At 51.4% G+C, this 25,762-nt stretch carries 15 protein-coding genes; all 15 read right to left on the bottom strand.

All coding sequences use genetic code 11. The annotated features are described in order from the left end of the window. Positions 1-530: 530 nt before the first annotated feature. The 15 genes from SAMA_RS08325 to prc all read right to left on the bottom strand — a co-directional run bounded on the left by SAMA_RS08325 (position 531) and on the right by prc (position 25,758). The gene (locus tag SAMA_RS08325) at positions 531-1,103 is read right to left on the bottom strand and encodes a DsrE family protein (protein WP_011759714.1); all 573 of its coding nucleotides are present in this window, start codon (positions 1,101-1,103) and stop codon (positions 531-533) included. Positions 1,104-1,210: 107 nt separating this feature from the next. Beyond that, on the bottom strand, positions 1,211-1,900 hold the full coding sequence (locus SAMA_RS08320) for an SDR family oxidoreductase (protein WP_011759713.1): 690 nt from the start codon (positions 1,898-1,900) through the stop codon (positions 1,211-1,213). Next, entirely contained in the window at positions 1,897-5,025 is a 3,129-nt protein-coding gene (locus tag SAMA_RS08315) for a DUF3857 domain-containing transglutaminase family protein (RefSeq protein ID WP_011759712.1), read from the bottom strand. Before SAMA_RS08315 ends, SAMA_RS08320 begins: the two co-directional genes overlap by 4 nt. A 150-nt stretch (positions 5,026-5,175) precedes the next feature. Next, positions 5,176-6,057, bottom strand: coding sequence for a CLCA_X family protein (locus SAMA_RS08310; protein ID WP_041410271.1), 882 nt, complete (start codon positions 6,055-6,057; stop codon positions 5,176-5,178). Positions 6,058-6,099: 42 nt separating this feature from the next. Further along, positions 6,100-6,339 (bottom strand): hypothetical protein, encoded by a 240-nt coding sequence (locus SAMA_RS08305; RefSeq protein ID WP_011759710.1) that lies wholly within the window; start codon positions 6,337-6,339, stop codon positions 6,100-6,102. 176 nt (positions 6,340-6,515) lie between these two features. Next, entirely contained in the window at positions 6,516-7,049 is a 534-nt protein-coding gene (locus tag SAMA_RS08300; RefSeq protein WP_011759709.1) for a cell division protein ZapC, read from the bottom strand. 180 nt (positions 7,050-7,229) lie between these two features. Next, positions 7,230-8,249, bottom strand: a complete 1,020-nt coding sequence (pyrD, locus tag SAMA_RS08295) for a quinone-dependent dihydroorotate dehydrogenase (protein ID WP_011759708.1) — start codon at positions 8,247-8,249, stop codon at positions 7,230-7,232. A 139-nt stretch (positions 8,250-8,388) separates the two neighbouring features. Further along, positions 8,389-13,230 (bottom strand): NAD-glutamate dehydrogenase, encoded by a 4,842-nt coding sequence (locus SAMA_RS08290; RefSeq protein ID WP_011759707.1) that lies wholly within the window; start codon positions 13,228-13,230, stop codon positions 8,389-8,391. A gap of 276 nt (positions 13,231-13,506) precedes the next feature. Further along, complete coding sequence (locus tag SAMA_RS08285) at positions 13,507-15,813, bottom strand: efflux RND transporter permease subunit (protein WP_011759706.1); 2,307 nt, start codon at positions 15,811-15,813, stop codon at positions 13,507-13,509. 37 nt (positions 15,814-15,850) lie between these two features. Beyond that, the gene (locus SAMA_RS08280) at positions 15,851-16,861 is read right to left on the bottom strand and encodes a WD40/YVTN/BNR-like repeat-containing protein (RefSeq protein WP_011759705.1); all 1,011 of its coding nucleotides are present in this window, start codon (positions 16,859-16,861) and stop codon (positions 15,851-15,853) included. Positions 16,862-16,925: 64 nt separating this feature from the next. Beyond that, on the bottom strand, positions 16,926-18,290 hold the full coding sequence (locus tag SAMA_RS08275; protein ID WP_011759704.1) for a DUF1329 domain-containing protein: 1,365 nt from the start codon (positions 18,288-18,290) through the stop codon (positions 16,926-16,928). Positions 18,291-18,302: 12 nt separating this feature from the next. Further along, positions 18,303-20,378, bottom strand: coding sequence for a DUF1302 domain-containing protein (locus SAMA_RS08270; RefSeq protein WP_011759703.1), 2,076 nt, complete (start codon positions 20,376-20,378; stop codon positions 18,303-18,305). A 310-nt stretch (positions 20,379-20,688) separates the two neighbouring features. After that, on the bottom strand, positions 20,689-20,907 hold the full coding sequence (locus SAMA_RS08265; protein ID WP_041409737.1) for a DUF2835 domain-containing protein: 219 nt from the start codon (positions 20,905-20,907) through the stop codon (positions 20,689-20,691). Positions 20,908-21,045: 138 nt separating this feature from the next. Further along, on the bottom strand, positions 21,046-23,604 hold the full coding sequence (gene pepN, locus SAMA_RS08260; RefSeq protein ID WP_011759701.1) for an aminopeptidase N: 2,559 nt from the start codon (positions 23,602-23,604) through the stop codon (positions 21,046-21,048). Positions 23,605-23,712: 108 nt separating this feature from the next. Next, complete coding sequence (gene prc / locus SAMA_RS08255) at positions 23,713-25,758, bottom strand: carboxy terminal-processing peptidase (protein ID WP_011759700.1); 2,046 nt, start codon at positions 25,756-25,758, stop codon at positions 23,713-23,715. Positions 25,759-25,762 lie beyond the last annotated feature (4 nt).

Raw genomic sequence — 25,762 nt, 5'->3', positions numbered from 1 at the left:
GAGTCGAAGGTCATCGGCGGATACCCAGTACTGATCCGGCTCGCGCAACCACTTCTTGGATTCCTTCTCTTCTCCCCTTTCACCCATACCAATCAATTAATCTGCTTTCCAGCGATTAACACCATTGAAAACGCCACAAATTCTATGCTGTTTTCTATTGTTACCAGCTAACAAAGCTTAGGGAAGATGCGAACAAGTCCTCGCACAGCTCTGGCTTTGATAGCGACGACATGTCAAGACATGGTGAAGTTGAATAACGCCGACATGGCGTTACTATCATAGCCCCGTAGGGCGTGGCTTACAGCGGTATCTGCCACGTTACAGCTCTTGCGAAGGACTAAGGCCATTCGCTGCGAACTGCGCCTTGCAGCTATCCACTTTAAGCTCAAGCAGAGCAAGCACGGGACTTATTCGCACCTTCCTTAGGCATTTCTTTTAGGGCGCCTTAGGCGATCCCGCGTTCGCCGTTTTTATCTTTGCCACAAAATAAAACACCGGCAAAAGCCGGTGTTCTGTAATTTGGTCATTCCTCAGAATGGATTCTGACTATAACCCTGCTGCGCGAGTATTGCATGGGCCGACATGGCTGACAGGGACATTTCGACTCCCGGGAGCAGCATGTTGTTATCTACGCCCAAATGGGCAGCCGTTTGGCCACATACCATAACCCGAACGCCGTTATCCATGAGCGCCTTGAGCAGCTTTGCCTGGGCATTGCCACGGGCGAGCTTTTTGAAATGCGCATCGTCAGACAGTACGTCAAACACCGCCTTGCCATGGACCACCAGGGCAAGCTGAATATTGTTGGGATCAACCCCTGCTGCAGCATGCATGTTGATAAAACGTGCCAGGCTATCCATGGTACGATTTATCTTGCCCTCTTCACTTTGAGCCGCCAAGTCAAAGACCACTTTAAAGCGTTGATCCTTGGGTATAGGGTAGGTTTGCTTAACCCGGCTGGCCACCTCACCGTAGCCCTGAATAACCGGGCCGCTGCGAAATTCATTGGCAATGGCACTGGGCAAAACGAGCCCCAATACCGCGGCGAGCGTAAGTGATGTTATCCATGATGATCTCGTCATCATCTTAGACACAGGCGTCATGTTGCCTCCCTATTAATGTTATGCTTTTGTGAATCAAACTTGAGTCTGACACAGGCAAAGGGAGGACTCAAGTTTAGAACATGATTAACATCAATGAGATGGACTGATTACCACGGAATAATGTTTCCCTGATAATCAAAAAATCCACCACTTTGGGCAGAGGTCAACCCTTCAATCACCCTGTATAAGCCCGCTGCAGAGGTTTGAGTATCAATCAGGGCATTTGGTCCACCCATGGCAGTTTTAACCCACCCCGGGTGCAAAGCTACCGCTTTTACCCCGTAAGGCGCCAAATCAATTGCAAGAGACTTGGTGACCGCGTTTTGGGCGGCTTTGACCGAGCGATACAGATAAGCCCCACCACTGCTGTTGTCTGCCATACTGCCCATCTTTGAGCTCAGATTGGCAATAATGCCCTGCCCTTGGCATAACCCCTCGGTTAACGATTCAACCAACTTGAGCGGTCCAATGCAGTTAATGGAAAACATCGCCTGCCATTCATCTTCAGGTGAATTACCCAGGCTAACGCCTTTGGGGCCGTAATAACCGGCATTATTGATTAATCGGTGGATGGGGCGACCTTTAAGCGCCTCTCCCAGAGAGGCAATCGCATCACTTGAACTCACGTCGAGCTCAAAGAGTTCCAGCCCTTCGTGCTTATCCATCAAGGCATGCAGCGCATTTGCTTCTTCCGGGTGTCGGCAGCACGCCGCCACATCACAGTCTGCATCCAAATAGAGTTGGGTCAACGCAAGACCAATACCTCGATTTGCCCCTGTGATGACGACCTGAGTCATTGTTCCTGCTCTCCGTTGTTATCTGAACCCTGGGGCCTTATCCTGCGCCAACGCTCCAGAAGTTCACGCACAAACTGCCTATCCTTTCTGGCCTCCGTGGCCGCAAACAGTAAAAAGTGACTGCCATCATCCCGATATACAGTGATGGTAGTCGTTAATTCGTCACCTTTGGCAAAGTTCACCTCGATATTTTTTACCGCTTCAAATGGCACTGTTTCCTGGTAAAAGACACCGTCTTCACGCCAGTAAGAGAATATCCTGGCATCGGTAAAGCCATTACCATCACTCTGGTTGCTTAGCCAATCATCCGAATAGAAGAGCACCGGGTTCTCGTTGGCGGCAATGATGGCTTTGCGCTTCATAAACTTGATGTCCCGCTGCCATAAATCGCTGCCTGCGACAACCCTGTCAGAGGCGGTGAACCCTGCCTCCTGTGCCAACACGAAAAGCAAAAGTGGCAGTGTTGCCACTGTCAGCAGCCAATGGCGCCAGCGCCAGCGACTATTGTAAACATAGGCCTCGTTATGGCCATTGAGCCTATTGATGTAGGTGATTAGAGGTAAAATGACCAGAGCCGGAACAAGCAGTGATAACACTGTCATGCCGTGAAGCTTTTTGGTTGCAGAAACACCGATATAAAGGATCATAAAAAGGACTGCCAGCCAACCAGGGATGAGCCAGCGTCGTTTGTCTTCATCGCCGCTATTCGCCAACGACAGGTATAGGTGGTAATACCAAAGCGGCGCAAAGATAGCCCTGGCCATGGGCCAGATGCCAGGCTCAAGCTCGTTCTGCACATATTGCCAGTTCTTGTAGGCCCAATAGCAGGGGTAAAGGCCAAAAGTAAGCAGTGACAGCAGCAAAGCTTTGAGTGGTGATACCGGATAGTAACGGCTGCTTGCTTTATGGCCATCGTCAATCAGCCAACTTGCCATGGCAAAACCTATGGCACAAAGCGCAACAAAGCCCGCACTGAGGACAATCAACGCCATATTCGTATCATCATCGCTGGCATCGGCTTCCTGAGTCACCGCATCTTTTACTTCACTGTTGTAATCGATGATGCCGTAACTGTCGGTATCGGCGACTTTCTTCAGGGCGGCAATATACTCATCAACTCTGTCTGCCGGTACCCGGTCGGTATTGCTTTGATAACGATACGCCAGGGTCAGGAGGTTGGACTCTTTATCAAAGGCCACGCTGTAGTGGAAGTCGAAGAAGGGATTGGATTCTTCCCTCACAGCGGCATCAAACTGCCAGTCATTGGCACGAAACTTAAGTCGGATTGTTCCTTCAATTTGCAGAGGATGTTTCAGGGCCAACTCCCTGCGACCATGTCCCTGAGGCAAGGTCAGATAGGGGGAGATTTGCGATTCATACACATACACCGTGTAGCCGCCATCGTCATCGGCCTGCCAGGGTGCAGGCAAATGATAGGCCTCCTCCAGGCGCACCTCACCGGTGGCCTTGTCGTCCAACACATCGAGGGGCCTTATCGCTTCAAGTCCCTTAAATTGCTTGCCATAGTACCCGGCATATTGTTCCGACAGTGCCTTTAATCCTTCTGAAGCAATGCGACCACGCATCCGCCGTGCTTCGTCCCCCTGATATAAGGTACTGATGTTAGCCTTCCCCACCCCGCTTATGCCTTCAGAGAAATCATACTCTTCAGTAAAACGGATGCGACTGCCACTGGCACCAGACGCCATGGAAACCAATTCTTGGCTGTCTTCGCTCAGCACCAGGGCAAAACCATAATCCGGCTGATATAAGTGTTCCAGAGCATCACCCTGATCCATCAATGTCGGATCCAGCCAATAGTTATTGCCATTAAGACTGGCACGCACAATTGCGTGGTTAAAGCGGTCTGCTGATGGCAGCATGGCAGGCAACATTTTGCCCGTGTCGGTATTCACAAGTGCAGGAGATGCCTCAACGCCGAGCTCTCCAAGCAGAGTGACCAACAGCACTGCCTTATCTTTACAGTCGCCATAACGGCGGCTGAGGGTGTCACCGGCGGCCGAGGGGAAGTGGCTGTTGCTACCCATCTCCAGCCCCAGATAGCGCACATTTTCTTGCACCAGGGACAGTGCGGCGACCAGTTGTTCAGCTTTCGAGTCGTGTTTGGCCGTTATCTGTCTGGCCAGCATCGTGATGTCTTCATTCACTTGCTGCTGACGGCTAAAGAGAGGCAAGCCCCAGTCTACTACCTGCTTCCAGGAATTCGTTTCAGAGAAATAGGCTTTGGCAAAGGGGTTATACCAGGGGGCTGCATCACTCGACGCAGTGATGGTAGGCATATGTTCCACTTGTAAGCGGTAGTCTGTCTGAGTACCAAGCCGCGTACTTGTAAACTGCAGTTCGCTGTTTTCCACTTTAATGTTCAGCGGCTTAGGTTTGCCCCACAGTATGCGCAGCTGCTGACGGGCAACAGGTACACTCCATTGCAAACTGCGGGCACCGAAAAAGCGCCCTTCAAATACCGGGTTGCTGCCGAGCCGACTGTAGCTGTATTCCAGTATGTCGCCAACCCGAATGTCTTTAAGAACCCAGGTCGCAACCATACTGCCGTCGTACATCAGATCGTCTGTGTTTTGACTGCGGGCAAGCTGAAAGTCGGCATCCAGACTCTTATCGATAAGCTCACCAGCCCTGTGCACCCAGATAGAGTGCAGTTGTAGCCGCTGATAGTTGGGGTCAAATTCAATCTGAATTTGCGATACGGACTCAAGTCCCTTGGGTGCAGTCACCACATCGGCATAATGGCTGAACTGCACTTTCTTACCGTCGGCATCCACCTTGTATTGGTTATCGACCACCAGATTATAGAGACCGTCACGGATTTGATCGTCAGGCATGGTCTCTGGAACCATGAGGTCCAGTGGATCAACCCAGGATGCGGCGGGGGTATAATCGACACCCTGGCTTTGATACGCGCCGCTGCGCCATTCGCTGTCGAGACTAATCCGCGCCAGTGACGGATGTAATTCTTCAGCCTGTAAGGCGCTGGCATAACAACTCAGCAGCGCAATCAGGCAAAGGGTGCCTGGCAATAAAATCATGTTGAGCTGACGCTTCACTGATGCCAACTGTGGGCACAGCGTCATTAAAATGGGGAGTAACATTAGCGCAATCCTTTGTCTTCTTTTTTTATTTTTGAGAAAACCGGGCCGCTATCTGCGGCGGGGCTTATCACTGCTCACTTTAACACGGCATTGATAATGGCTGTCAAAGTCCTTTTCTGGGTCTTTATATAACCCCCAACTGAGCACGGTTCAGCTGAGGGTTTTGGCAAGTGCCCTGCCCAAGGGCCTGAAGTAGCCCGCCATCGCCTTCATGATTGCTTGCCTGTGTATTGGCGTGGGGAAAGCACCCTGCGGCATAGCGCCCCAAGAGCCAAATTTGGGAAGCAATTCCCCCTTATTTTCGGTTTTAATGTCCTCAAGGGTTCCAGTGACCAGATAAGGATTAATCAGGGGCAAAAGATGAATCTCACCGCTGTCGGTATCTACCTGCTCAAAGTCGCCCTCAGACTCGATGGCGGCCTCAAAGGCACGCGCCATTAATTCAGACGGATGGGAAAAATAAAGCCGGCCATAGGTTTTATCCAATTGAATGGCGCGGCGTACATAGTCACTCGGATGCTCTCCATCGCCACTCAGGAGCACAGACTGGAACAGGGCCTCCAGCCTGTCATTCAGCGGGTGGCAAAGCAGGGGCACGTCATTAAGCCAAAGTTCACTGGCAAAACGTGCTTTTTGACTGCGACCAATGTCCATGGCCGTGTCTGATAAATGATGGTCAAAGGCATGCCAGAATTCGTGCGCAACAGCCCCGGCACCTGCGTGCTTGGCCAGTGCCAAAGTGCGCTCCGACGGCGAATAATGGGCCATTACCCCCTGCTGACCACCATGACCAAACGCCAGATTCAGTCGCTCCCTGAGTCCCATGACTTTCGGCGGCAGGCCAAGCACCAGCGCCAGATCGGCCAAGGCATCAAACACCATATTGGCGGCAATCAGTGACTCTTCAGACGAAACCCAACTGCCGACCCTGACATGACCCAGCCCGAAAAACTGCTTAACATCAAGGAAAGTGACTTGCTCACCGTCGCGGTGGTTCGGGCCCTGACGAATTTTAGTCTGGGCATACCCCATTCGTTTAAGCTGCATTAGCTGTTCTGGATACCGAGTTGAATACTATTCGCCTTTCATGCGGTTGATTTCGCGTTCAAGATCAAACCCTTCATCTGTTACCAACTTCTCCAGCACTTCAATCCGGCTTTTGAGCTGATTGATTTCACCGTGAAGTATGGCAAGTTCGGCCTTGTGTTCGCTGCCGAGGAGCTGCTGCCTTTCCCGCAAACGCATAAATTGCAGAACAAAACCACAGGTAATGGCCAATATCGGGATAAATAACGCCAGCATAGGAATAGACATAGGATTCTCCTTGATGCATTTGCCCTATTATGGCGATAGCAACCTAAGGATACCAGTAACAAAGGTTATGTGATGTAAATCGGGAATAATCTGAAATGAAAAAGGATGCCCATGGCATCCTTTATCGATTTTGGTTTGCGGGTACTGATTTGCGTGGATGACTTTAGACCACGCTATTATGCCGCAACGGTTTGCCGGTTAATTCTTGGTTCATGCAGGCGATTGTGCATCACTTTTATGGTGTCGAATTGGCCGAGACGTTTACCATCCCCCAAATCGCACTCTTTACCCAGCAGCATCACCAATGCGGCCTGCAGGCCATTTTCAACCACCATCACTAAATGACGTTCACCGGCACATCTTAATTCGAAGACCTTACCCATGTCCGCGTATACGCATACGTCACTGGCTTCAAAAAACCAGGATTTCGGCATCTGCGGCTTGAGCATAAAATGTGCAGCAGTGGCATTGAGCGTTATTTGCACTGCAGCAGCATCGGTTATTTTCAGGCGCTTTTGCACACGGTCGAGCAGGTCAATATAGAACTTGGCGTGTTCAACGCTAAATTCCATATTTTCCAATGCGTCCGGAATAAGGAGCTTGGCTTTGTAAGGAGTCAGAAATTCCATTTCCGAACCTAACGAAACGCTTAAAACACCGTAAGCATCGTTATATCTCCATTGCCAATCCGTATGTGGCATTAATAACATAACGTATACCTGTAAATAAGTTTATCAAGCGCATCATAGATGATTATTTACGCAATATCAAAATCTTTTTTTATTGATATGACTTACTTAACAACACGTTAGTTAGATCAATCAGATCAATTTTCGATCAAACCAGATCTAATAAAAGAAAAAAGGATCGCTTTCGCGATCCTTTTGTTGTTATTTTGCGCTATAAGAAGCCACTATGTCTTTTATTAATTTCGGACCCTGATAGATAAAGCCTGAATATATTTGAACAAGCGTGGCACCTGCATCAAATTTAGCCAGTGCATCCTGAGATGAATTGATCCCACCCACACCAATAATTGGGATCTCACCTTTTAATTCGGCGGCCAATTTTTTGATCACCTTGGTCGATAATTCAGTTAATGGCTTACCTGATAGACCACCAGTTTCATTTGCATTGGCCAATCCTGAAACACCATCACGGCTCAAGGTCGTATTGGTGGCAATTGCCGCATCAAATTGGTTTTTGATTAAGGATGTCGCAATACTGGCAATTTCTTCATCGGTCAGATCCGGTGCAATTTTAAGTGCAATGGGCACATATTTGCCATGCTGCTCAGCCAGCTCAGTTTGCTTGGCTTTAAGCGACGACAGGAGATCATCCAATAGATCGCCATACTGCAGGGTGCGTAAACCCGGCGTGTTGGGAGATGAAATATTCACGGCAATATAGGCCGCATGGGGATACACCTTATCCATACAGATGAGGTAATCGTTTTTACCCTCTTCCACCGGTGTATCTTTGTTTTTACCAATATTCACACCGACCAGAATATCGGTTTTCTTTGCCTTAAGGTTCGCGACCAGATTATCCACGCCCTTATTGTTAAAACCCATGCGGTTGATGATGCCCTTGGCCGGCTTTAACCGGAACAAACGCGGCAGATCGTTGCCAGGCTGTGGACGCGGTGTCACTGTCCCTACTTCCACATGTCCAAAACCCATGGCGTGGAAGGCATCAATGGCCTCACCGTCTTTATCCAGACCTGCGGCAAGCCCAACAGGGTTTGGAAAGATGATCCCCATGCAAGTCACAGGTTTAGGTGCAATGCACTGAGCATAAAACGCCGTCATAGGTGTGTTAGCGGTTCGCTTGAGGCTGCCAATGGCCAGGTTGTGGGCTCGCTCAGGATCCATTTGGAACATGATAGACTGCGCGATTTTGTAAAACATTGGATCTCCTTGGATTTTAATGTTTGTTTGTTCTAAGGCCAGGCTGCCTGCAGGGTAAGGCGCACAGTGTACAGCAGCACCGTGTTTTTGGCCAAAAAAAGCCCCGGCGTTTGCCAGGGCTTGATGAGGCGTTCAGCGTTTAGCTGTGACCTTCGCAATGGAGGATCAACAGGTTCAGCTCACGCAGTGCCACCGAGAACTTGGCAAATTCATGGCTTTGCGTTGTCTTGAAGTCCGCAAGCATGTGGAACCAGCGCTCCAGCAGTACTCGGTTAGCTTCAATCCAGCCTTCAATAATGGCATCGGCGCTGCAAGTGTCAGTACAGGTGCGCAGCACTGCAGAGCTCAGAGCACGTTGCTGCCAATCCAGTTCTTCACGGAAGGCGGCCCGGGCCAGAGCCTGCCAGTGGTTGGCCACCGGCTGGGCGCTGATCTGCTCGAGGAACCAGTGCAGTTCTACCTTGGCACCCAACTTGAAGTAGGTCTCTGCCACAAGCGCTACCGGCTTATTCTCGTTCTGGGCAATCTGGGCAATGTCCAGTGCCGAGAACAGCGTGCTCATGTTGGCAATGACGTTGGCCACGTCGCTGGACACCTGCTCTTTTTCAAGGGCATGGATTTCAGCAGTGATGGCGTCAACCTCTTCGGCAACCATGTACTTGTTCACGTTGGCCTTGAGTTCTTCGAATACCGGCTTGTAGAAGGCAACGGTTTGCTCGATGCCCACTGTGCGGTTGCGATGACGCAGGAACCAACGACAGGCACGGCGCACATTACGACGCAGCTGATGCAGCATTTCCATTTGCACTACCGCAGGCACTACCACGTTTTGAGCCGTAATGGCCTTGGTAAGCTCTGCCAAACCAAAGACTTCGCGAGCCATAGTGTAGCAAATGGCAACTTCGGCCACTGTGGCACCAGTCTCATCCTGCATACGCTGCACGAAGTTAAGACCCATGTCATTCACCAGCTCATTGGCCAGTGACGTCGCGATGATTTCACCACGCAGTGGGTGCGTATTCATCTTGTCTGCATACAGCTCCTGCAGTTTCTGCGGGAAGTAGCTCACCAGCAGTTTGGACAGGAAGCTGTCTTCGGTGATTTCCGGTTTAAGCAGCTGCTCCTTGAGCACCATCTTGGCATATGCAACCAGCACTGACAGCTCTGGACGGGTCAGTGGCTTGCCCGCTGCCAAACGCTCAGCCAGTTCATCGTCGGTTGGCAGGAATTCCAACGCGCGATCGAGCTTGCCTTCTTTCTCAAGATAATGGATGAAACGAATTTGCTCTTTGAGCTGCTCGGCGCCACGTACCTGAGTGACAGAGATGGTACGGGTTTGGTCTTTACAGTCCTGCAGAACGATTTCGCTCACTTCGTCGGTCATTTCCTCCAGCAAGCGGTTACGCTGCTTGAGGGTCATCTCGCCTTCCGCCACCATGGCATTGAGCAAAATCTTGATGTTGACTTCGTTGTCAGAACAGTCCACGCCACCCACGTTATCCACGAAGTCAGTGTTCATGCGGCCACCGTTCATGGCGTATTCGATTCGACCAAGCTGGGTACAACCCAGGTTACCGCCTTCACCGATGATTTTGGCGCGTACATCACGACCGTTTACACGCAGACCGTCGTTGGCACGATCGCCCACTTCAGCATTGGTCTCGCGGGAAGACTTAACGTAAGTACCGATACCGCCGTTCCAAATCAGGTCCACTTCCATCTTCAGCAGCTCTTTAAGCAGCTCAGTTGGGTTCATGGAGGCCTTGTCTGTGCCCAGCATCTGCTTCATCTCTGGGCTCAGGGTGATGGACTTGGCGCTGCGCAGGAAGATACCGCCGCCCTTGGAGATCAGCTCACGGTTGTAGTCATCCCAGCTGGAACGTGGCAGGTTGAACAGGCGCTCACGCTCTTTGAATGAGGCAGCGGCATCCGGAGTCGGGTCGATAAAGATGTGCATGTGGTTGAATGCGGCCACCAGACAGGTGTGCTCCGACAACAGCATGCCGTTACCGAATACGTCACCGGCCATGTCACCGATACCCAAACAGGTAAAGTCCGTGGTCTGGCAGTCAATGCCGATTTCACGGAAGTGACGCTTAACAGATTCCCAGCCACCCTTGGCGGTGATACCCATCTTCTTGTGGTCGTAACCGTTTGAACCGCCTGATGCGAACGCATCACCCAGCCAGTGGTTGTACTCGATGGAGATGGCGTTGGCGATGTCAGAGAAGGTGGCTGTGCCTTTGTCGGCAGCCACTACCAGGTAGGCATCGTCTTCATCGTGACGCACTACATCCACAGGCGGAACAATTTCACCGTTGATGATGTTGTCGGTAACATCCAGCAGACCGCGGATAAAGATGCGGTAACATTCCTGACCTTCGGTGAAAATGGCTTCACGGCCGCCGTCAACGGGAGACTGTTTGCAAACGAAACCACCCTTGGCACCCACAGGGACGATTACCGTGTTTTTCACGTTTTGGGCTTTTACCAGCCCCAGCACTTCGGTGCGGAAGTCTTCACGGCGATCTGACCAACGCAGACCACCACGGGCAACCTTACCACCACGCAGGTGCACGCCTTCTACCCTTGGGCTGTACACAAAGATTTCAAACGCTGGCAGCGGCTTTGGCATCTCTGGGATCATCTTGGGGATGAACTTGAAGGACACATAGTCCTTATTCTCACCATCAGCCTTGGTCTGATAGAAGTTGGTACGCACTGTGGCGTTAATCAGATCCAGATAACGGCGGATAATACGGTCATCATCCAGGCTCGCCACATCTTCCAGACGCAGGTTCAGTTGTTCCTTGAACTTGGTCAGAGTGCGGGTCTTGAGTTTTGGATTGAACTTGCGGATGAACATCTTCACCAGCAAATCGGCTATCTCTGGATAACGGGCAAAGGTTTGCTCGATATAGGCCTGGCTGAAGGTGGCGTCAATCTGACGCATGTACTTGGCATAGGCACGCAGGATAGACACTTCGCGGCCAGCCAGACCGGTGGACAGCACCAGGCGGTTAAAGCCATCGTCTTCCAGCTTCTTGTTCCACACCTGAGACAGTGCCGTCTGGAATCTGTCCTGGCTGTCGGCGAGGTTTTCGGTGTTGCCGCCGGTGACCATCATCAGGAAGTCGAGGATCCAGAAAGTGGCACCGTCCGGGGTCTTCACTTCGTATGGGCGTTCGTTAATCACGCGCAGGCCGAAGTTTTCCAACATTGGCAGCACATCAGACAAGTGGATGGGCTCATCCTTATGGAACAGCTTCAGGCGCACCTTATTGCTGTTGAGCGCAGCTTCCTGTGGTTGATAGAACAGCATGCCAAGCTTGTGCTCTTCATCCAGGGCTTCGAGCTGCTGGATATCCACCACGGCGGCGTTTGGCAGCACGTCTTCTTTATATGAGCGTGAGAAGGCTGTCAGGTAACGCTTGGACAGACGGTTGCCCTGCTCTTCACCCATGGCATGGTTCAGTGAGTTATACAGCTTGTCTTCCCAGCTGCGCGCGGCTTCAATCAGATTGTTTTCAATGGCGGCCACATCTACATCCATATTATTGTTATCGACTTTTACTATGTAGTGGGTTCTGGCGAGCGTTGACTCAGAGAAATAGGTGGTAAATTCCACTTCTTCTTTACTTTGGAAGTGTTGTGCCAGAATACGCTGCGTGTCCTGACGCAGCTTGGTGTTGTATCTGTCTTTGGATACATACACCAGACAAGACAGGAAGCGGCCGAAACCATCTTTGCGGACAAAGAGCTTCAGCTTATCGCGGTCCTGCATCTCAAGCACACCATGGGCAACCTGAGACAGTTCCTGTTCGTTGGCTTGAATAATCTCATCACGGGGCAGGTTTTCGAGAATATTGACCAGCGCCTTGTAATCGTGTGAGCGAGGCACCAGACCCGAGTTATCCAGCACGCGCTGTACCTTTTGGGCCAGAAGTGGGATTTCACGGGGGCTGCGGTTATAGAGGTTCGATGCGTACAAACCGATGAATCTGTCTTCACCAACCACATTGCCTTTCTTGTCGAAACGCTTGATACCGATGTAATCCACATAGGCTGGACGGTGTACACGGCTCTTGGTGCTGCTCTTGGTGAGGATAAGCAGGGAATGATCCAAGGCTTCTTTGCGGGCAGAGTTCGACAGAGTCGACAGCATCAGCGCATCGGGCTTGTGCTTACCGGGCTTGTTCATCAGACCCAGACCGGACTCCAGGTTTGGCACCAGCTCCATGTCACCTTCCACTCGCTTGAGATCGTACTGACGGTAACCCAGCAGAGTGAAATGGTGGTTATTCAGGTAAGTCAGGAAGGCAACTGCTTCGTCCAGCTCTTCCTTGGTACCGGGGAAAGGTTGCTTTGGCAGCTCGGTGATGGTGGCGGTCAGCTTGTCTGACATGGCCTGCCAATCTTTCACTGCGGCGTGTACATCTGTCAATACCGACTGAACTTCGCCCAGCAGGTTTTTCAAGTCGGCTTCAGAGCTCTGACGGTCAATTTCAATCAGGAATATCGCAACCTTGTCGTCACTCTCAGGGCTATCTTTCACAAACCCCACACTGTCGATGCCCTTATCGCTGCGGCCAATGGCCAGCGGCGTATGCAGCATCATATGAGTGGTCACCCCCAAACGGTTCAACGCCATACCGAGGGAATCGGTCAAAAATGGCATATCGGGCTGGATCACTTCGATGATGGTGTGAGAAGACTGCCAACCGTGTTTGGACTGGGTTGGGTTGAATACGCGAACGTGGGTATCACCAACCGGGGTCTTGCCAAGGGCGTTCCAGAGGCTTAATACGGCACCGTAGAGGTCACTGTCGGTGCGGGCCTGCAGATCGTCCTTCGACATATGGGCGTAGAGGCAGGTGGCGAACTGTTCAACTTGCTTTGCTTGTGAATTGGGGACTTTGGAATGGATCAAACTGACTACGTTTTCGAGCAGTACTGAAGGCATTGCATCTTTCAAGGCCATGTTGCTGTTTCCTTAAGCGTCTATGGCAGCGCTTTATTCATTTTATGGATGCTTCCGACGTATGACCCCGGGCGGAATTTTGTGACCAAGGTCATGGCGCGCAGTTTATTACTAAAGCGGGCGATTTTCGAGGAAAATTTTAGTGGTAGATCCTGTGGAAATCCAGTAACGGCGGGACTTTAACGGAATGTTAAGAACAAGGATTCAGATAACCAGAGTAAGTATGCAATTCAGTGTTTAAAACAATCGGGGAGCCAGGCTCCCCGAATTCAATGTTCATCGACGATTGGGCCAGAACACAGCCGTCAGCGCCGGTAAAATAATTATGGCGCCAAGCATATTTACCAGGAACATAAAGGTCAGCAAAATTCCCATGTCCATCTGGAACTTAAGTGCCGAGAAAAACCAGGTACTCACCCCAATCGCCAGGGTCAGCCCGGTAAAGATGACCGCACTGCCCCGCTCCTGTAATGCCTCCAGGTATGCCTGCTGTACTGCCATGCCATCACGCAGTTTCACCGCCATGGTTGACAGAATATAAATACCATAATCCACACCTATACCCACACCGAGCGCAATCACAGGCAGGGTGCTGACTGCCAGACCTATCTCCAGCTTTGTCATCAGTGCCTGCGCCAGCGTTGAGACCACGTACAGTGGCAAAATCACCGCGATAGTTGCCCTCAACGAGCGGAAACTCACCAGACACAACACAAACACGGCGCCGTAGACATAGAGCATCATGGGCGTTTGCGCCTCGGCGACCGCCTCATTGGTGGCGGCCATCACCCCGACCGGGCCGGATGCCAACTTGAACTGGATTTTATCGGTGTTCAGTTCGGCCGAAACGGCTTTTACCTTGGCGACAACGGCTTCGATGGTTTCGGCTTTGTGATCTTTAAGGAACAGATACACGGGCATCACTGAGCAGTCACCATTCAACAAACCTGATGTGGTAGGGATTTGCCCCACCGCTTGCACCAGGCTTGAGGTGTTACGGGGCAACACTTCCCACTTGGGGTTACCTTCGTTGAAACCGGCATTCACTTTGCGGGCAATGGAGGCAAGGCTGGCTGTGGACTCTACCCCAGGCGTATTGCCCACCTGCCACTCGAACTCGCCGATGCGCTCCAGAGCATCGTGGTAGGTACAGGCCTCGGGATAGGCCTCGGTGATGATGGTCATCACGTCGGTGGTAATACTGAAATGATCAGTAATGAAAAAGGTATCCTGGTTGTAGCGGCTATCGGCGTGAAGCGCTGGCGCACCGCCCTGCAAGTCACCTATTTTCATTTCACTGGCACCTTTCAGCCCCAGTGCATAAACGCCAGCAGTGGCCAGCAAAACGACTGCGGCAACGCGGATGTCGGCAAAACGCGAGAATGGCTGCCAGAAAGCCTTGCTGCGCTCCGCCCTGCCATTGCCTTCTTTCGTTTTGATTTCAAAGAAGGAAATGACAATTGGCAATAAAATCAGGTTAGTGAAAATGATCACGGCAACACCGAGCGATGCCGAGATGGCCAGCTCCCGGATAATACCGATATCGATGGCAAGCAGGGTGATAAAGCCGACCGTGTCGGAGAGCAGCGCCACACCACCGGGTACCAGCAGGCTTCGGAATGCCGATGCCGCAGCGGCCTTGGTTTGCTGACCATCGAGCACCCGCTGACGCACAGCGTTAATGATTTGTACTCCGTGGCTGACACCGATGGCAAACACCAAAAACGGCACCAGAATCGACATGGGATCAAGCCCAAAGCCCACTACAGTCAATAGACCCAGCTGCCACACCACGGCTATCAGACTGCAACTTAAGGGCAGCAGCGTCAGCACCAGTGAACGACTGAAAAGGAACACCATGACCGCCGTAATGGCGATGGCTATCAAAAAGAACAGCAGTACACCCTTGGCACCGTCGGCCACATCACCGGCCATTTTGGCAAAACCGATAATGTGAACCTTGATGGTGTCGGTTTCATATTTACCACGCAGTTCGTTTTCCAGCTTGGCAGCAAGGGCGATGGTATCCAGCGGCTCACCGGTTTGCGGGTCAAAGTCCATCAACTGGGCTGAGACCATGGCGGCGCTGTAATCCTCGGCGATAAGACGGCCAACAATACCCGCCTTTTCGATGTTATCGCGTACCACCGCCAGACCAATGTCGTCGTTAACATAATCCGCCGGGATCACCGGACCACCGGCAAAACCATCTTCCACTACTTCAGTAAAACGGGTCGACGGAGAAAACAGGGATTTCACCTGAGAGCGTTCGATACCCGGGATAAAAAACAGCTGGTCGTGCACATTTTTCAGTGCATCAAAAAAGACCGGATTGAAGATATTCCCGCTGGTATCCTCAACGGCCACCATAATCGAGTTGGCACCGCCAAAATCCTTTTGGTGCTTGAGATAGGTTTGCATGTAGCTGTGGTTGAGGGGAATGTTTTTGACAAATGCCGCATCCATCTTCAGCTGGCTTGCCTGATAGCCTAAAAAGGCGGTCAGTAATACAAAGATACTGATTACCCAACCACGATGGCGAAAGAGAAAACTTTCAAACCCATTGACCAGTCTTTCCAACATCACTTAGGTCCTGTTGTTATCGTTATAGACGCATTGATTAATGTTTCTGGGCATCCTCGAGCGCAAATACGCCCTTGGCCCCCACAAGCCACACTTTACCGCGGCTGTCTTTGGCCGCTGCAACGAGGTTTTCTCCCTGGCGGCGCGCCACTAGAGACACCTCTTCACCATCCGGTTTACTGAGTATGACACCGGCGTTACCCACAAAGTAAATAGTGCCTTTATCATCTGCAAGGGCGCCATTGATACTGGACTCGACGGGTAAATCGAGTTGCTGCCAGTCATCCAGGGCTAATCCGGCCTCAAACACATGGCCTCTGAGGCCCATCACATACACACTGTCACCCTGCTGAATGGCAGAGAACATCGAGCCTTCATAATCAAATGGCAAGCGGGTAAAGCTGTCACCGTTGTTGTCTGATACAGCCACCAACCCCAGCTCTCCCACCATCAGCAAGCGACCATCGTTGAGACGCAGCAAACGGTTAAAATGAGGCAGCAGAGAAGCCCGTTCAATGGCATAGGCCTCGGGATCTGTGTCTTTAAGCTCGTTCAAATAAGCCAGATCTTCTTCAAACAGTAGCTCCTGATGAAAAACCTCCTGCCACTGTTTACCACCATCAAAGGTAGTAAAGAAAAGACCATAGGCGCCTACCGCGAAGCCGCGCTTGTCATCCACGAACAACACATCCATAAAGGGGCGTTCACGCTCGGGGGCGGAGAATTGTTTGTTCCAGGTCTTTCCGCCATCCTGGGTATGAATAATAGTGGCGTCGTGCCCTACTGCCCATCCCAACTGATTGTTGAGGAAAAAAACCTTGGTGAGCTGCGCATCCGTCGGTGTTTCAACCTGTTGCCAACTGCCGTTACCCAGCAGAACATGGCCTCGCTCACCCACAGCAACCAAATATTCACCCGCATTCACAACGTCCAGTAACAGACTCTTGATCGCATTGGGTTGAAGCTGGTGCCCCGGACTATCTGCCGCCTGGGCAGACATCGCGGCAAGGGAGAGTAAAGAGAGTGGCAACAAGACTCGCAGCAACATAAAAACATCCTAATGCTGAAAATTAGGGGCGCAGAATGCGCCCCGGTTTACTGGCTGATAAAAATTAACGCACGCCTTCACGACGCAGTGCGTCCGGTGTGAAGTCGGACGCAGACAGCTTGGCATCGAAGTCGTACATGCTGCCTTCATTATCCAGACCAATGGCCAGATAACGGCGTGATTGCAGGTCGTGGAACACTTCCAGCGTACTCCAGTGCGCAGGCACTTCGTAATAGTTCAAGCCATGGGCAAAGGCCACACGGTAGAGTTCATCACGGTTGTCGTACATGTCGGTGGCAGACACCTGCCATGAGTCTTCATCCAGGAAGAACACGCGGGTTTTGTAGATGTGGCGCATGCCGTCTTTCAGGGTCGCTTTCACTTCCCATACGCGGTGCTTCTCCCAACGCACCAGATCAGGGTTGATGTGACCCGGAGTCAGGATATCGTCGTACTTGACCTTATCTGAGTGCAACTTGTAGTCGTTGTACGGGATCAGGATTTCCTTTTTGCCCACCAGTTCCCAGTTGTAGCGGCTTGGAGAGCCGTTGAACATATCGTAGTCGTCAGTGGTGCGCAGACCGTCGGATACGGTACCCGGGGTATCAAAGGCTACGTTGGGCGCCTTGCGCACCCGGCGCTGCCCGGTGTTATAGGTCCATGCCTGACGAGGCAGAGCTTCCTGATCCAGGGTTTCTTTCACCAAAAGCGCGGTACCGGCCAAACGGGCTGGCTGGGTCACAACCTGCTTGAAAAGTGCAAGCGTGTTGTTTTCTTTAAGCTTTTCAGGTGTCATGTCTGGCTGTGAGTACTCAAAGCGCAGCTGCTCAGACAACTCAACCAAGGTATAACCGCCGCCCTTGGCAGGTGCAGCCTGGTTACGCTGGGTTTCAATGTCTACGCCACGGAAACGCAGGATATGGTTCCAGATAGCCTCAAGACCGTTTTGTGGAATGGGGAATGGAATACCCACAGCGGCACCCACTACACCGTTGCCACCCTGAACCAGTTCGGCGCGGGATGCGTTGGCCTTGGTGGCATCGTACACCCACTGGGGTGCAGATGCGCTGCGCTGGGTTTTGTAGACGTTCATTTTGAAAGTGTCGGGATACAGTTCAAACAGCTTGATTTGACCGGGGGTCAACAAACTCTTGTACTGCTCCAGATTAGCCTTGGTCACAGTGTATTCAACCTTGTCGGCTGAATAAGGATCAGGATGGTGGTCGCCCTTTTTGTAACCGGCAGGTGCGGCTGTGATACCGCCATTCCACGCTGGGATGGAACCATCGGCACTGGCAGCCATTTCACCGCCCATGGGAGTCAGGCTGGTACCCAGTTTGGCCGCTTCGGCCTCGGAGACTTTCGCCACTGCAGCGCCGCCACCCAAGGCGAACATTACCGCTGCAGACAATATCGCAAGTTTCTTCATTGTTATTGTCCTTTAGATAGAATACTTGATATTGAACGACACATAATCGCGATCGCTCATGGCGTTGGTGGTACCTACACCACCGAAGAAGCTGTTGTAAGACAGATCGGCGCCCCAACGGCTCTGGTAGTCAAAGTTGATACCCACGGCCACTGACTTGCGTCCCTCGGTGAACAGGAACAGGGGATCTGGCGTGATACCGTCAACATCGTGTGACCAGATAACCCGTGGCGACACGTTGATACCGGCAAACAGGTTGTTGTAGTCGGCCTTGGCCACAATACGGTAACCCCAGGCAAAATCTGTTGGGAATGGGTTGGTTTCAGGGCCATTGTGCAGCACCTGAATAATGGCTTCGTACCCTTCTTTACCGCCGCTGCGGGCAGTGCCAGGACCATTGAGACGAAGCTCGTCAGGTGATGGCATGTCGTGGATCCAGATGCCACCCACTTCCGCAAGCATGGTCAGGTTGTCAGTCCCCAGAGTTGGGCCAAAGAGGTGTGTCAGGGTGAACTGGGCCTGAGTGGTATCCACTCGGATAAAGCCTTCGGCATAATCACCTGGATTCACATCTTTATTGAAGTAAGAGGTGTACTGAGACAGACCATCGAGGTAGCTGTAATCACCGCCGACCACATTGGAATTCGCCAGCTGCTGCGGCATCGCGGCAAACAGGAGTTCCACGTCGTCGATCTGCAGCGGCTCGTCCTGACGGTGAGCAATTTCACCGGCAACCGAGGTATCGCCAATCAGGGTGTTAAAGCTGAAACCGTAGAGCTGGATGTCTTCCGGATACACAATCTGAGCCTTGGAGAAACTTTCGAGTCCGAGGATGAGGTTGCGATCGATATTACCGGCATTCATGCCAACAGTGGTCATGTCAGTAAGCAGAGGAACCAAGTCGAAGTTCGCCGCAGTGCCGCTGATAAGCGGACGACGACTGTGGTAGTTCATATAGTAAAGACCAAACTCGGTTTCACCCAGCTCAGGGGCGTAGTACCCAAGCTTAATACCATATTGACCATCATCGCTCGCCTCGGCTTCGTCCTGAATCAGGGTTACCTTGGTTGGATAGGCCAGTGCAGCACGGATGAGACTTTGTGTGCCTTCTGGAGATGAAAAGGCGCCGGCTACAATCATTTGTGCCAGTTTTTCATACTCGGCCTGAATGAAGTCCAGATTGATATCCGGGTTGGCGTTAAAACCAAGCTGGGCGTTTTGCTGATAACCGCCATAACCGGCAAAGTCGTTGGTGGCAAAAATCGAACCCGGTGTTGGAACCCAAATGGGCTGCCAGTCATACTGATAAAAGGCTTCCAGACTGAGATTTTCTGTCACACCCAGAGACGCCCACACCATACCCTGTGGACGGAAAGCCTCTTTGAGCTCCGCACCGGGTGCATTAAGGATGTTCAGGTCAACCGGGTTAATTACACCTATGCCGTGGGCAATCAGCGTACTTTCGCCCCATGAGACCACCTGATTACCGACGCGAACAGTCAGCGGATTCTGGCCATCATTAAAGTCAAAGTTGGCATAAACAAAGGCATCCAGCAGACGGATGTCCTTACACTGCAATTCCTTCGCGCGTTTGTCTGCACAGGGATCGAACTCTTTACCTGTGATGGGATCAGAAAAACCGAAGTCACCGTCGTTTAGCTTACGGTCATAGAAATACATGCCACGGGCGAAAAGACCGAAGTTTTCGTATTTCAGCGACAGTTCATGCAAACCTTTGAAAATTTCAGACGTGGTGTCGCCCTGGGAATAGAGTAAGTTGCTCAAGTCGTTGTTACTTGAGTATGAACCGGGTTGAGCCCAGATTTCCGCCGAGGTGTACTTGGTGTTGCCAAATGCAGAATAGTTGGACCAATCAAATCTGGGGTGATTTACCTTACCGATTTGGCCGTCCCAGTCGCGTTTTTCCACGCGCCAACTGGCACCAAGAGTGAAGGTCGAGTCGAAAGACCCTTGCACTTCGCCCCAATCGAACGATACCGCCTGAGCAGGAATACTTCCCAGACTCAGGGCTGACGCAACCCCCAAAGAAAGCGCCGTCTTGTTAAAACCCTTTTTAACACTTTTCATGTTAGCTTCTCTCCGTAACCTGCTGGATTCTTTTTTATAGGTATTGCAACCAACATGTGGTTAGCCTACAGGTAACACCATTGTTACAGCAATTGCGTGTTCACGGCAAGGCGAGTATGGAGAAAATTTTCTAAAGAATTGAGCACTTAGGTGCTATTGGCAGCCAAACTGAAAGGTGTGAATTTGAATTTTTTTTAGTTGCCCGAAATGTCTCTTATAACTGGTAGGATTAGTCAGTTTTTTTCAATAGCTTAGGCGCTTGCGGATGCGCTAATTCGCCAAAGATGAATAAATCAAACGTTTTAAGTTATTACTCTAATTTTTGTAACAACTGCAATTCGCCCTGTTTATCGAGCTCCATGCGGAAAAGTCCCTGTATCCCGTCGCGGGTAACATAGGGACGAAAATGCCTGGCGTTGATCCAAAGTACCCTGCCCTCAATGTCTTTAACTTCAACCATGGTTGCATCACCTTGATAGTATTTTAAAAAATCATTAAAGCCGACATTAAGTCGAAAAAAGAGTTCCAATTTCGCACTCCGAATATGAAGGGGCTGAGCCACCTTGACCCCATACCCCAATCAACACCAATGTCTTTATCCGGCGCACCTGTGCATTACACCCAAAAGACGTCATAACACAGGCACTGACCGTATAAAGGTTAACAATTACTGCGACAATGCACGCGATACCTTTTCGTACAGATCACGTGATAACTCAGGCATACCAATCAGCTCCTCGAGGCAGGCTTTCATGTTCTGCTTACGGCCTTCATCAAATTTGCCGAACTGAATGAGTGGCGTAATGATCCGCGCGGCGACCTGTGGGTTTACGCCGTTGAGCTGCTTCAAATAACGGGTTAACAAGCGATATCCCTCGCCATCTTCGCGGTGGAATTGCACTGGATTATTGGCCGCAAAGCAGCCAATCAACGAGCGCACACGATTGGGGTTATTGAGACTGAATGCCTTATGGCTGACCAGAGCATCGATACGGCCAAGAACAGCGTCATCCTGACGACTGGCTTGTAGCATAAACCACTTATCCATCACCAGAGGCGTGTCGACCCAGCGCTGCTCAAACCGCTCAAGCAAGCTATCCTGGCAATCAAGCTCGCCAGCCATGGCAGCACCAAGGGCTGCAAGCGAGTCTGTCATATTGCAGCTTTCATTAAACTGCTTTTCGACCAACTCTTCGGGGCACAAACCACCACGGGCGAGCATGGCAAGGCAAGCATTCTTAAGGGCCCGCGCTGGCGCTGAGTCGATGTGATAAAGCTCTCTGTAACGAACCAACAGCTCGTCTTCCAGATTGGCCGACAGCTCTTCCAGCACAAAGGCCCGGGCAGAGACCAGTGCATCGAAGTTGACGCTGTCTACCTGCTCAATCAAGGCATTGATAGATGGAATATTGAGAATTTCGGCGGCAAGTTGGGGGTCGAGTTCCTCATCCAGCAGCACAGCACGGAAGGCATCGGCCACACGGGTATCCAGCGCCATATCACCGCCGGAAACAAGGGCATTCACATTGCCCCAAATGGCTCGGCTGATAAGGCTGACCGAAGCTTCCCAGCGGGCGACTTCCGAGCTTGCATTACGCATCAAACTGATAAGCTGCGCTGTGGTGAAGTCGTACTCAAGCTTCACCGGCGCCGAAAAGTTTTGCAGCAGAGACGGTACAGGCCTGGTGCTGAGTCCCTCAAACACAAATTCGTTATGGGCTTCTTTAACGTCAAGCACCTTGTTTAAAAGCGACTTGCCATCATCACCGATAAGTTCCAGATCAAAGGGAATGTGCATGGGCTTCGCATCGTCACCCGCCTGAGGCGGCAACTGCTGCAGAACCACCAGGCGGTATTCTCCACTTCTGGCATCAAAGCTGTCTGAAACTTTTAGCGTTGGGGTACCAGCCTGGTTATACCACAGACGGAACTGGCTCAAATCGACGCCGCTGGCATCTTCCATGGCTCCGACAAAATCATCACAGGTGACGGCTTGACCATCGTGGCGCTGAAAATACAGCTTCATACCTGCCTGGAAACCCGCTTCGCCCAGCAGGGTATGCATCATTCGAATAACTTCAGCACCCTTGTTGTACACAGTGACCGTATAAAAGTTATTCATCTCAATCACGCTTTGAGGGCGGATGGGATGGGCCATAGGGCCCGAGTCTTCGGCAAACTGCTGATTTTTAATGACCTTAATCGCCTGAATACGATTTACCGCCCGGGAACCAACATCCGAGCTGAACTCCTGATCGCGAAACACCGTCAGACCTTCTTTGAGGCTCAACTGAAACCAATCGCGACAGGTAACACGATTGCCGGTCCAGTTGTGAAAGTATTCATGCCCTACCACAGATTCAATACCGTGGAAGTCATCGTCCGTTGCACTTTCGATGTCGGCAAGAACATACTTGGTATTAAAAATGTTGAGCCCCTTGTTTTCCATGGCGCCCATGTTGAAAAAGTCAACGGCTACAATCATGTAGATATCGAGATCGTACTCTAGACCAAAGCGGCTTTCATCCCACGCCATGGATTTTTTAAGGCTTGCCATCGCATGATGGGCCTTATGTAAATTGCCTTTATCGACGAAGACTTCGAGTGCCACATGACGGCCACTCTGGGTGACAAAGCTGTCTTGAAGCAAGTCAAAATCACCGGCAACCAGGGCAAACAAATAGCTTGGCTTCGGGAATGGGTCTTCCCACACCACATAATGGCGGTCGTCATCGAGTGCACCGGCTTCGACCTTGTTACCGTTACTCAAAAGGTATGGGAAACCCGTCTTGGGCGCTTCAATTCGCACCCGGTATTTGGCAAGCACATCGGGCCTATCGGGGAAATAGGTAATACGACGAAAGCCTTCGGCCTCGCACTGGGTACAGTAGGCGCCATCTGACATGTACAGCCCCTCAAGGCTGGAATTGCCCACCGGGTCTATCTCGGTTTCAATCTCAAGTGCGAAGTGTGCAGGAAGCCCTTCCAGACGTAACTGACCCGCGACAATCTGATATGGGTACGCTTCGTTGTTTACCTTGACTGATTTGAGTTCAAGGCCTTCACCATCAAGCAACAGGGCTTCATTATCCCGGCAGCGGATCACCTGGCTGCGGGCAATGACGCGTGTCTTGGATGGGTACAAATCCACCAACATATCCAGTTCGGAAATAGTGAAAGCGGGAGACTGATAATCTTTTAAATGCTTGGCCTGTAATTCTGACATGTCAGGTCCTTTAAGAGTGTGTTCGACAAATTCTATGGGTAAGAAGAGGATACGGCTTATCCTGAAAAAAAACGCGCCGGAGCGCGTTTTTTATATCAAAGTCGGAAATCAGTGCTTGCTGGTTGCCGCAAGTTTGCCCGCATCAACCAGATCCAGTGTGATATAGGCAGTTTCATCCAGCAGTGGATCCGGCGCTTCGATATCTTTCTCGATATCATCCAGGCTCGCTACCTTATCGAGGCCGGCGCGGGTGCGGCGTTCATTGGTGCGATCGAGCTGTTTCTTGTCATCAGCTTCACGCTCAGCAATGCGCTCACTTTCCACCAGTGATACAGACTTTTCATCGTGGTGCTTTTTATATTCAGCAATATCCTGATAAATATAGCCAAATTCCACATCTGACTTGATGCGACCCTGATGTTTGGCATCCAGTTCAGCAATGAGGGGGGCACTGATAGCATCCACCGTGCTGTACTGGGCCACAGGTACCTTATCCCAGGGCAGTGCGTTATCTTCTTCAGCCTCGCCGTATTCTCCAGGCTCGAGGGCACTGGGGAACGGGATATCCGGTGTAACCCCTTTAAGCTGGGTGCTGCCACCGTTGATACGGTAAAACTTCTGAATTGTGTACTGCACATGGCCAACTGGCTTTTCATACAGATCGTATATGCGCGCCAGGCCCTTATGCTGCTGAACTGTGCCCTTACCGAAGGTTGACTCACCAACAATCAGCGCACGCTGGTAGTCCTGCAAGGCGGCCGCAAAAATTTCAGACGCAGAAGCACTGTAACGGTCCACCATCACAGTCAGGGGACCTGAATAAGTGACCTTGCCATCGTTGTCTCTGTGCTGGGAAACGCGGCCATTGGCATCGCGTACCTGCACCACAGGCCCCATATCGATAAAGAGCCCTGTCAGCAACACAGCTTCGGTCAAGGCGCCACCACCATTGCCACGCAGATCAATAATCACACCTTCTACTTTCGCCTCTTTCAGGGTTTGCAGCTCTTTAGCCACATCCTGAGACAGGTTCATGTAGAAACCGGGGATCTGAATAACGCCTACCTTACGGTTGGCATACTGCCCCTCGTTGGGCTCAATCACTTTGGACGTAGCAGCCCGATCTTCAAGGCGAATTTTATCCCTGACCAGGGTCACTTCGACTGGTTTGGCGTTGGAGCCACCTTTCTTGGGTAGAATTTGCAAGGTGACCTTGCTGCCTTTGGGGCCCTTGATAAGGTCGACTACGTCATCGAGACGCCAGCCAATCACGTCCACCACGGCACCACCTTCCTGACCTACACCTATGATGCGGTCATCGGGGGACAATTTTTCACTGCTGGCAGCAGGGCCACCTGCAACCATGCTCTTGATAACGGTGTAGTCGTCATCCATTTGCAACACAGCGCCAATGCCCTCGAGGCTGAGGTTCATTTCCATCTGGAAACGCTCGGCATTGCGTGGGGAAAGATAGCTGGTGTGGGGCTCGATGCTGCGTGAAAACGCGTTCATTACTGTCTGGAATACATCTTCGCTCTGGGTTTGGCCCAGGCGTTTGATGGCGTTGTTGTAGCGCTTTTGCAGCACATCAACGATTTCAGTCCAGTTTTTACCGGTCAACTTAAGGTTCAACGCATCATATTTAACGCGCTGACGCCATAATTCCTGAATTTCGGCTTCGTCCTTAGCCCAGGGAGCGTCTTCACGGTCATACTGGTACTTGTCACCCGCCTGAGAAAAGTCCATTTCTTTATCTAGCAGACTCAGCGCGTAAACAAAACCTTCATACCGGCGCTTTTGGGCCAGATCGAACATGTCGTAGGCGCCTGTCATATCGCCGTTTTTGAGCATGTCATCAAACTGATGGCGATACTTTTCGAAGTTCTGCACATCGGCTTGAGTCAGCACATTACGACGGTAATCCAACTGCTTAAGGTAACGGTCGAAAATCTGTTCGGAGAAGGCATCGTCCAGGCTGAACCTGTGGTAGTGTGAGCGGGTAAAAAGATCCGCTACCCGCTTGGAGGCCACCTTGTGCTGAGGCTCCTGCACCAGAGAGGGCAGCTCATCGATTTGAATGGCAGGCGCTATGGCCCACGCAGAAGATCCTACCAGGATCCCGGCAATGGATACCGCCAGAGATAGTTTTCGCATCAAC

This window comes from Shewanella amazonensis SB2B (assembly GCF_000015245.1).
In the GTDB taxonomy this organism is placed as follows: Bacteria; Pseudomonadota; Gammaproteobacteria; order Enterobacterales; family Shewanellaceae; genus Shewanella; species Shewanella amazonensis.
Note: the sequence above shows the minus strand (reverse complement) of the source record. Positions and strands in the feature narration are given on the sequence as shown.